The following is a 6,199-nucleotide window of genomic DNA, read 5'->3' as shown; positions in this document are numbered from 1 at the left end:
GCCTTCGGGGCACCGCGCTGGCCCGACGGGCTGATCGGCAGCATGACGCACTGTCTCGGATACGGCGCCGCCGCGCTGGCCCGCGTCGGCGATCTCGCGTCGATCGGCATCGACGCCGAACCGCACGAGAAGCTCCCGGACGACGACCTCGGTGCCGTCATCCTCGCCACGGAGGCCGACCGGCTGGCCGGCCTGACCGCCGAGCACCCCTCCGTGTACTGGGAGAGGGTGCTGTTCAGCGCCAAGGAGTCCGTCTACAAGGCGTGGTTCCCCCTCACCGGGCAGTGGCTGGACTTCTCCGAGGCGGACATCGAGCTTTTCGTCGACGCGGACACGGACACGGACACGGGCACGGGCACTGACGCGGAGGCCGATGCCGATGCCGAGGCCGATGCCGATCCCGCGACCAAGGGCGAGGTCCGGTCCGGGCGCTTCCGCGCCGAACTCCTCGTCCCCGGGCCGCTGGTGGGCGGAGCGCGCGTCGGCTTCTTCGACGGCCGCTGGACCGTACAAGGCAGCCTGCTCGCCACGGTCGTCACCGTGCCCCACGCCTGACGCCGCCGAGGTGCCTCAGGGCGCCGGGCACCAGGTGTGCAGCAGGCGGAAGAACGCCTCCTCGTTGCCCGTGAGACCGGCTGCCGCGAGGGCCTGCTCCGCCTCGGCCAGGGCGCCGGGCGGCACCACCGGTGGTCGGCGGCCGTCCGGCGGGCCGTCGAAGGCGGCGCGGACGGTCCCCAGCAGGCGCAGGTAGGCCTGCACGGCGGCGCGCTCGTGGTCGGTCAGTACGGCGGTCTGCATCGGACGGCTCTCCCCTGGTCGGCTTCGTACTGCGCTTCATGCGATACGCAAGGCGTCTGCGGTACCCATGACGGATGCGCCCCCGCGCGCAGCGGTGACGCACACCCAGCTTGCCTGCCGGCACTGACAATCCCGTTCCGTGCAGCGGAGGTTCGCTCGCTTAGCGGAGGCGAAACCTCACGGAAATCCCTTGTGGAACAGGGGCCCTAGGCTGGACAAGGGAGTTGGCGGCCGCCCCTGGCGGCCCCGGAAACGGGAGGTGGGGCCATGGACGACGCATCGCACCGGCGTTCGGGACGCATCCTGCGGCTGCGCCCGGTGGGCGACGGAGAACTGAGCCTGCGCTACCGCGTCGTGCACGGATATCGCAGGGCCTACCGGATGGCGGGGGAGGGGCCGGCCCTGGTTCTCATCCATGGCATCGGGGACTCCTCGGCGACCTGGGCGGAGCTGATCCCCGACCTCGCGCGCACCCACACCGTGATCGCCCCCGACCTCCTCGGTCACGGGGCCTCCGACAAACCGCGGGCCGACTACTCCGTGGCCGCGTACGCGAACGGGGTGCGCGATCTGCTCACCACGCTCGGCATCGAGTCCGCGACGCTGGTGGGGCACTCGCTCGGCGGCGGCGTCGCGATGCAGTTCGCCTACCAGTTCCCCGAGCGCACCGAGCGGCTGATCCTGGTCAGCGCGGGGGGCGTGGGGGGAGAGGTGAACCCGGTGCTGCGGGCGGTGTCGCTGCCGGGCGCCCATCTGATGCTCTCCACCCTGCGGTTGCCGGGCATGCGGACCCAAGTGGGCCTGTTCCTACGGCTGATGAGGATCCTCGACACCGATCTCGGCCAGGACGCGCCGGAACTCCTGAACCTGGTGGACGCCCTGCCCGACGCCACCTCGCGCAGCGCCTTCATCCGTACGCTGCGCGCCGTGGTCGACTGGCGCGGCCAGGCGGTGACCATGCTCGACCGCTGCTACCTCACCGAGGGCATGCCCACGATGCTCCTGTGGGGCGACCGGGACAGCGTGGTGCCGGTCCGGCACGCCTACGGGGCGCACGAGGCGATGCCGGGCAGCCGCCTGGAGATCTTCGAGGGCGCCGGCCACTTCCCCTTCCACAGCGACCCCGCACGCTTCCTCTCCCTCGTCGAGGAGTTCACCCGCACCACCGCGCCCGCCGACTGGAGCCGCGAGCACTGGCGAGACCTCCTGCGCGAGGGCCGCCCCGGCACCTCAGCCGGCCAACCCGACACCGCCAGGAACCGTGCCGTGGAACGGGACCTGAGGGAGGCGAGCGAACGCAGCGCGACCTGAGCCCACCCGCCCGTACACCGGACCGCCCCTACGGAGAAGGGCACCCCCGTGCTTCCGTGCCCGAGATCTCCGGGGCGTCCAGGACCGATGCGCGCTCCTGCCCTGTCAGCGGAGGCTCGGTCAGCAGCGGGCGGCGGGGGCCGCGCAGGACCGCGATCACGATGGCTGGTTTCGCGAGGGTGGCCACCGGTTTCGACAGCGTGACCACGTCGAAGAACGCCTTGGCGACGAGCGGGCGGCCGGTGGCGGCGAGCATCAGACGGTTCACGTAGTGGCCCAGGAGCTTGCTCGCGAGGCCCGGGGGTTTGCCGATGGCGCCGGGGTAGAGGATGTCCGTGCTGGTGGCGAACTGCCAGGCCGTCGCCACCGGCCGGGCCACCGCCCGCTGGATCCGCCGCGCGAGCCCGGGCGCCGCCGCCCCGTACTCCGCGACGTGCTCGCGCAGCGCCACCGCCCCCTGCGCGGCCACCGTGAGCCCGTGTCCGTAGACCGGGTTGTACGTGGCGACCGAGTCGCCGATCGCGACGAAGCCCTCGGGCCAGGCGTCGACCTTCTCGAAGAAGCGCCGCCGGTTGACGGTGCTGCGGGTGACGACCGGGTCCGAGAGGGGCTCCGCGTGGGCGATCAGCTCGCCGACGACCGGGTGGCGGACACTGCCGCGGGCGAACGCCTCGAAGTCGTCGACGGAGCCGGTCGGTTCACCGCCGCGTGTGCCGGACAGCGTCACCAGCCAGCGCCCGCCCTCGATGGGCTCGATCGTCGTCGTGCACCCCGGCACCGGCACCGAGGCGTCCGACTGCACGTTGACCAGCGGGAAGTCCTCCGTGCCCGCGGGCGCGCGGAAGATCCGGCTGGAGTACGTCAGCCCCGAGTCCACCTCGTCCAGCGGCGCCCGCGGTACGCCGAGCGCCTCCAGCCAGGCCGAGGCGCGCGAGCCGCGCCCCGAGGCGTCCACGACCAGGTCGGCCTCCAGCAGGCGCTCCTCGCCTTCGGGGGTCCGCACCCGGACCCCCGTCACGCGCGCGTGATCGCCCTCCAGGGCGAGCAGTTCGGTCCGCTGCAGGACGGTGACCCGAGGGTCCTTGACGACCCGCTCGCGCACGACCCAGTCGAGCAGGTCGCGGCTGCAGGCGATCATGAACTGCATCTCGGGCCAGCGCCGGAACCAGCCCCGCGGCTGCATGGAGACCAGCCCCGTGGGCAGCGGGATGCGTCGGGCCCCGGCGGCCAGCCAGCCGTCGATCAGTCCGGGCAGCAGGTCCTCCATCGCGACGGCGCCCCCGGACCACACGACATGGACGTGCCGGGCCTGCGGGAGGCCCTTGCGCGGTTCGGGACCGGCGGGCAGCACATCGCGCTCGACGACGGTGACGTCGGCGTACGCGCTCAGTGCCGCGGTGGCCAGCATGCCGGCCATCCCGCCGCCGACGACGACCGCGCGACGGGGTGCCGCACCCGAGGGGGTGCTAGCGGGTCTGCTCATGAAAGTCGCTCTCTGACCTGGTCCCGGCCCGCCCCCGGGCGGCCGCGACGACGGATGACTGACGCAGGGCGATGGACATCCGTACGAGGTCGCGGGGCCCCTCGGTGGACGAGGGCGGAGCGGCGTTCGCCTCCGCCGAGCTGATGACCCGGCCCTCCGGGTCGGCGGCCCGGGCCCGTACCGCCTCCGTCACCATCACCGCGTCGGCCTCGGCCTGCGCCTGGACGGGATCGGAGCCGGCCGCGACGGCCGCGTCGTAGGCGCCCGAGCGCACCGCGGAGTCGAAGTAGGGGTACAGGTTGAGCATGCCGTCGTGGATGTCGGACTCCCGCTGGGTCACCTGCAGTTCGGCCGGTGACCACCAGGAGATCCGCACGGCGCGGTCCGCGTGCATCGACACGGGCCGCAGCTCGCGCCAGAGCGGCCCGAGCCGGCGATAGGTCGACCAGGTGTTCCAACTGTCCCCGACGCGCTGCCCGGCCAGCGGGAGGCAGAAGCCGACGGCGCTGATCTGCACGCCGATGGAGGCGAGCACCGGCGCGGCGTCGCTGCTCAGGTAGTCGAGGTTCACACCGTTCCAGCGGGCGATGACGGCGGTGAACTTGGTCATGAGATAGGCCAGGTTGAAGAGATAGCCGATCACGATGATCAGCAGCCCGGCGCGCAGCCAGCCGCGTACCTGCAGGGCCCACCGTCCGCACATGAAGTTCATCGCGCCGCCCGCGACGGTGAGCCCCGTCAGGTACAGCACGATCAGTTCGCGGATGTACGGCGTGTTGGCGTAGTACGTGTCGAAGTCCACCAGCCGTTCCACCGGTGTGTCCCCGAGCACGAACAGGATCGCGATGGTGGCGATCACCAGGGTGTAGCCGGCGATGATGCGCCGCTTGATGCGCCGGGTCAGTGCGGGCGGGCCGCCGCGCCAGTTGACGACGAGCACCAGGCAGGACGAGCTGAAGGCGCTGAGCAGGCAGTAGACCAGGGGCGCCGAGACGTTGGTGACCCCGATGACGTCGTTGACCTCCTCGATCGACGGCGGCGCCGCGAAGAAGAACACCAGACCGACGAGTGTGAGCAGTGCGCACACGGACCGCAGCAGCGGATCGCGCCAGGAGCGGATCAGCGACGGCGCCTTGACCGAGAGGGCGACCCCCATCGCGACCGCGGGGATGTAGTAGCTGGAACCGTCCATGATGTGAGTGTGGTCAGCCCTGCGGCCCGCGGTAGCCCAGCGACGCCTCGATGCGGCCGGCGAGGTCGTCGCGCTGCACGGGACCGCGCAGCGATGAACCGGCAAGCCACGTACGGCACTTGCTGGCGAGCAGCAGGCCGAAGCTCTCGGCGTCCTTCTCGTCGGTGAGGTCGAAGCGGGTGCGGGCGGCCACCTTCAGGACGGTCGCCTGCAGGTCCGCGTGGTCGCTGAGCAACCGGGCCGCCACGGCCGCGCCCTCGACGTGGTGGCTGCAGTGCCCGGCCTTCATGTGCCACAGCTCGTGGCCGAGGATCACCAACTGATGGTCGGGGGCGGTGCGTTCCTCGATGACGACGAGGTCCTGGTCGGCCATGTCGAGCCACAGTCCGCTGGCCGTGCCGGGCGGGAAGGCCGCCGTACGGTACTGGACGGGACGGCCGCGGCGTCTGCTCATGGCGTCGCACAGTGCGGCGTACAGATCGCCCGGCTCCGCCGGCACGGGGAGCGACAGCTCCGCGACCAACTCGCCGCACAGGCGGCGCATTTCCCTTCCGATGCCCACAGTTCTCCCCCGGATCACGACTCGGGCCGCTTGACGCTTTCCAAGAGCATGTCCAGCCACTCGGCGACCTTGTCGCGGTGCTGGTCGGTGGGCAGCTGGGCGGCCCGCCACGCGATGCCGCGCACGCCGTGGTCCTGCAGCAGCCGCTCCAGCGGGTCGTCCGCGGCCACGGCCGCCGCGCGCTCGCGGTCGGCGAGCTGCTGGAGGAGTTCCTGCTCGCTGCGCTGGAGGGCGTCCACCAGCGCCTCGGAGTCCTCGGCCGTGAGGAAGCCCGCGTGCACTCTGAAGAAGCGCTGGATGGCGTCGCAGTGCTCCATGGTGGGGCGCCGGTCGCCGTTGATGAGGGCGCCCGCCTGCTGGCGCGACATCGCGGCGCCGTCGGCGATCTCCTGCTGGGTGTACTTGCGTCCGTTCGGCTTGAGGCGGGTGCGGCGCAGCAGATCCAGGCGTTGCAGGAAGCGGGCCTGCAGATCGGGTTCTCCGGCGGGGCGGCCGCCGAGCAGCGCCTTCACCACCGGTTCGGGCACGCCGGAGGCGGCGGAGAGCCGCTGGACGTCGAAGACCACCGCGTGCTCCACACCCAGCCGGTCGGCGAGTGCGGTGACACGGGCCACGACGGTCGGCAGCAGACCCGTCGCCGTGGCGCCCGGAACCTCGAAGCCATCCGTCACCGACAGATCTCCTACATCTCTTCTCAGGTCGTTCTCATGATGACCCGGAACCATGGGAAGGAACACCCCGGGGCAGCGCGGAGTGCACCGTGAACTGACCGGAGACTAACCGCTTGTTCGAACTCACATCCAGGTCTCGCCACAACTGTGGCCAGATTCAGCCGTCAACAAGCGCCAAATGC

The 6,199-nt window shown here is 71.6% G+C and carries 7 protein-coding genes; 2 read left to right on the top strand and 5 right to left on the bottom strand.

Annotation, left to right across the window (positions count from 1 at the left end; translation table 11 throughout):
• Positions 1–555, top strand: a 555-nt coding sequence (locus ACN6LB_RS40970; RefSeq protein WP_445030319.1) for a 4'-phosphopantetheinyl transferase family protein, incomplete at its 5' end; no start/stop codon positions are given.
• 15 nt (positions 556–570) lie between these two features.
• Here ACN6LB_RS40970 and ACN6LB_RS40965 read toward each other — a convergent pair.
• Positions 571–798: a hypothetical protein gene (locus ACN6LB_RS40965; RefSeq protein ID WP_356132754.1), complete on the bottom strand. Its 228-nt coding sequence runs from the start codon at positions 796–798 to the stop codon at positions 571–573.
• A 267-nt stretch (positions 799–1,065) separates the two neighbouring features.
• On the opposite strand from ACN6LB_RS40965, the gene ACN6LB_RS40960 reads away from it, so the two are divergent.
• Positions 1,066–2,109, top strand: coding sequence for an alpha/beta fold hydrolase (locus ACN6LB_RS40960; RefSeq protein WP_445030318.1), 1,044 nt, complete (start codon positions 1,066–1,068; stop codon positions 2,107–2,109).
• 28 nt (positions 2,110–2,137) lie between these two features.
• On the opposite strand, the gene ACN6LB_RS40955 is transcribed toward ACN6LB_RS40960, so the two are convergent.
• From ACN6LB_RS40955 to ACN6LB_RS40940, 4 genes are read right to left on the bottom strand one after another with little or no spacing between them, the layout of a single operon-like run.
• Positions 2,138–3,592: an FAD-dependent oxidoreductase gene (locus ACN6LB_RS40955; protein ID WP_445030317.1), complete on the bottom strand. Its 1,455-nt coding sequence runs from the start codon at positions 3,590–3,592 to the stop codon at positions 2,138–2,140.
• Positions 3,576–4,784 carry an MAB_1171c family putative transporter gene (locus tag ACN6LB_RS40950; RefSeq protein ID WP_445030316.1) on the bottom strand — a complete coding sequence of 403 codons (1,209 nt, stop codon included), beginning with the start codon at positions 4,782–4,784 and terminating at the stop codon, positions 3,576–3,578. The genes ACN6LB_RS40955 and ACN6LB_RS40950 overlap by 17 nt, the downstream gene beginning before the upstream one ends.
• A gap of 13 nt (positions 4,785–4,797) precedes the next feature.
• Complete coding sequence (locus ACN6LB_RS40945) at positions 4,798–5,328, bottom strand: toxin-antitoxin system, toxin component (RefSeq protein ID WP_356132773.1); 531 nt, start codon at positions 5,326–5,328, stop codon at positions 4,798–4,800.
• Positions 5,329–5,360: 32 nt separating this feature from the next.
• Entirely contained in the window at positions 5,361–6,017 is a 657-nt protein-coding gene (locus tag ACN6LB_RS40940; protein WP_356132745.1) for a helix-turn-helix domain-containing protein, read from the bottom strand.
• Positions 6,018–6,199 lie beyond the last annotated feature (182 nt).

It is taken from the genome of Streptomyces sp. SAS_270 (genome assembly GCF_052543295.1).
This window is presented reverse-complemented; position numbering and strand designations above follow the sequence as displayed.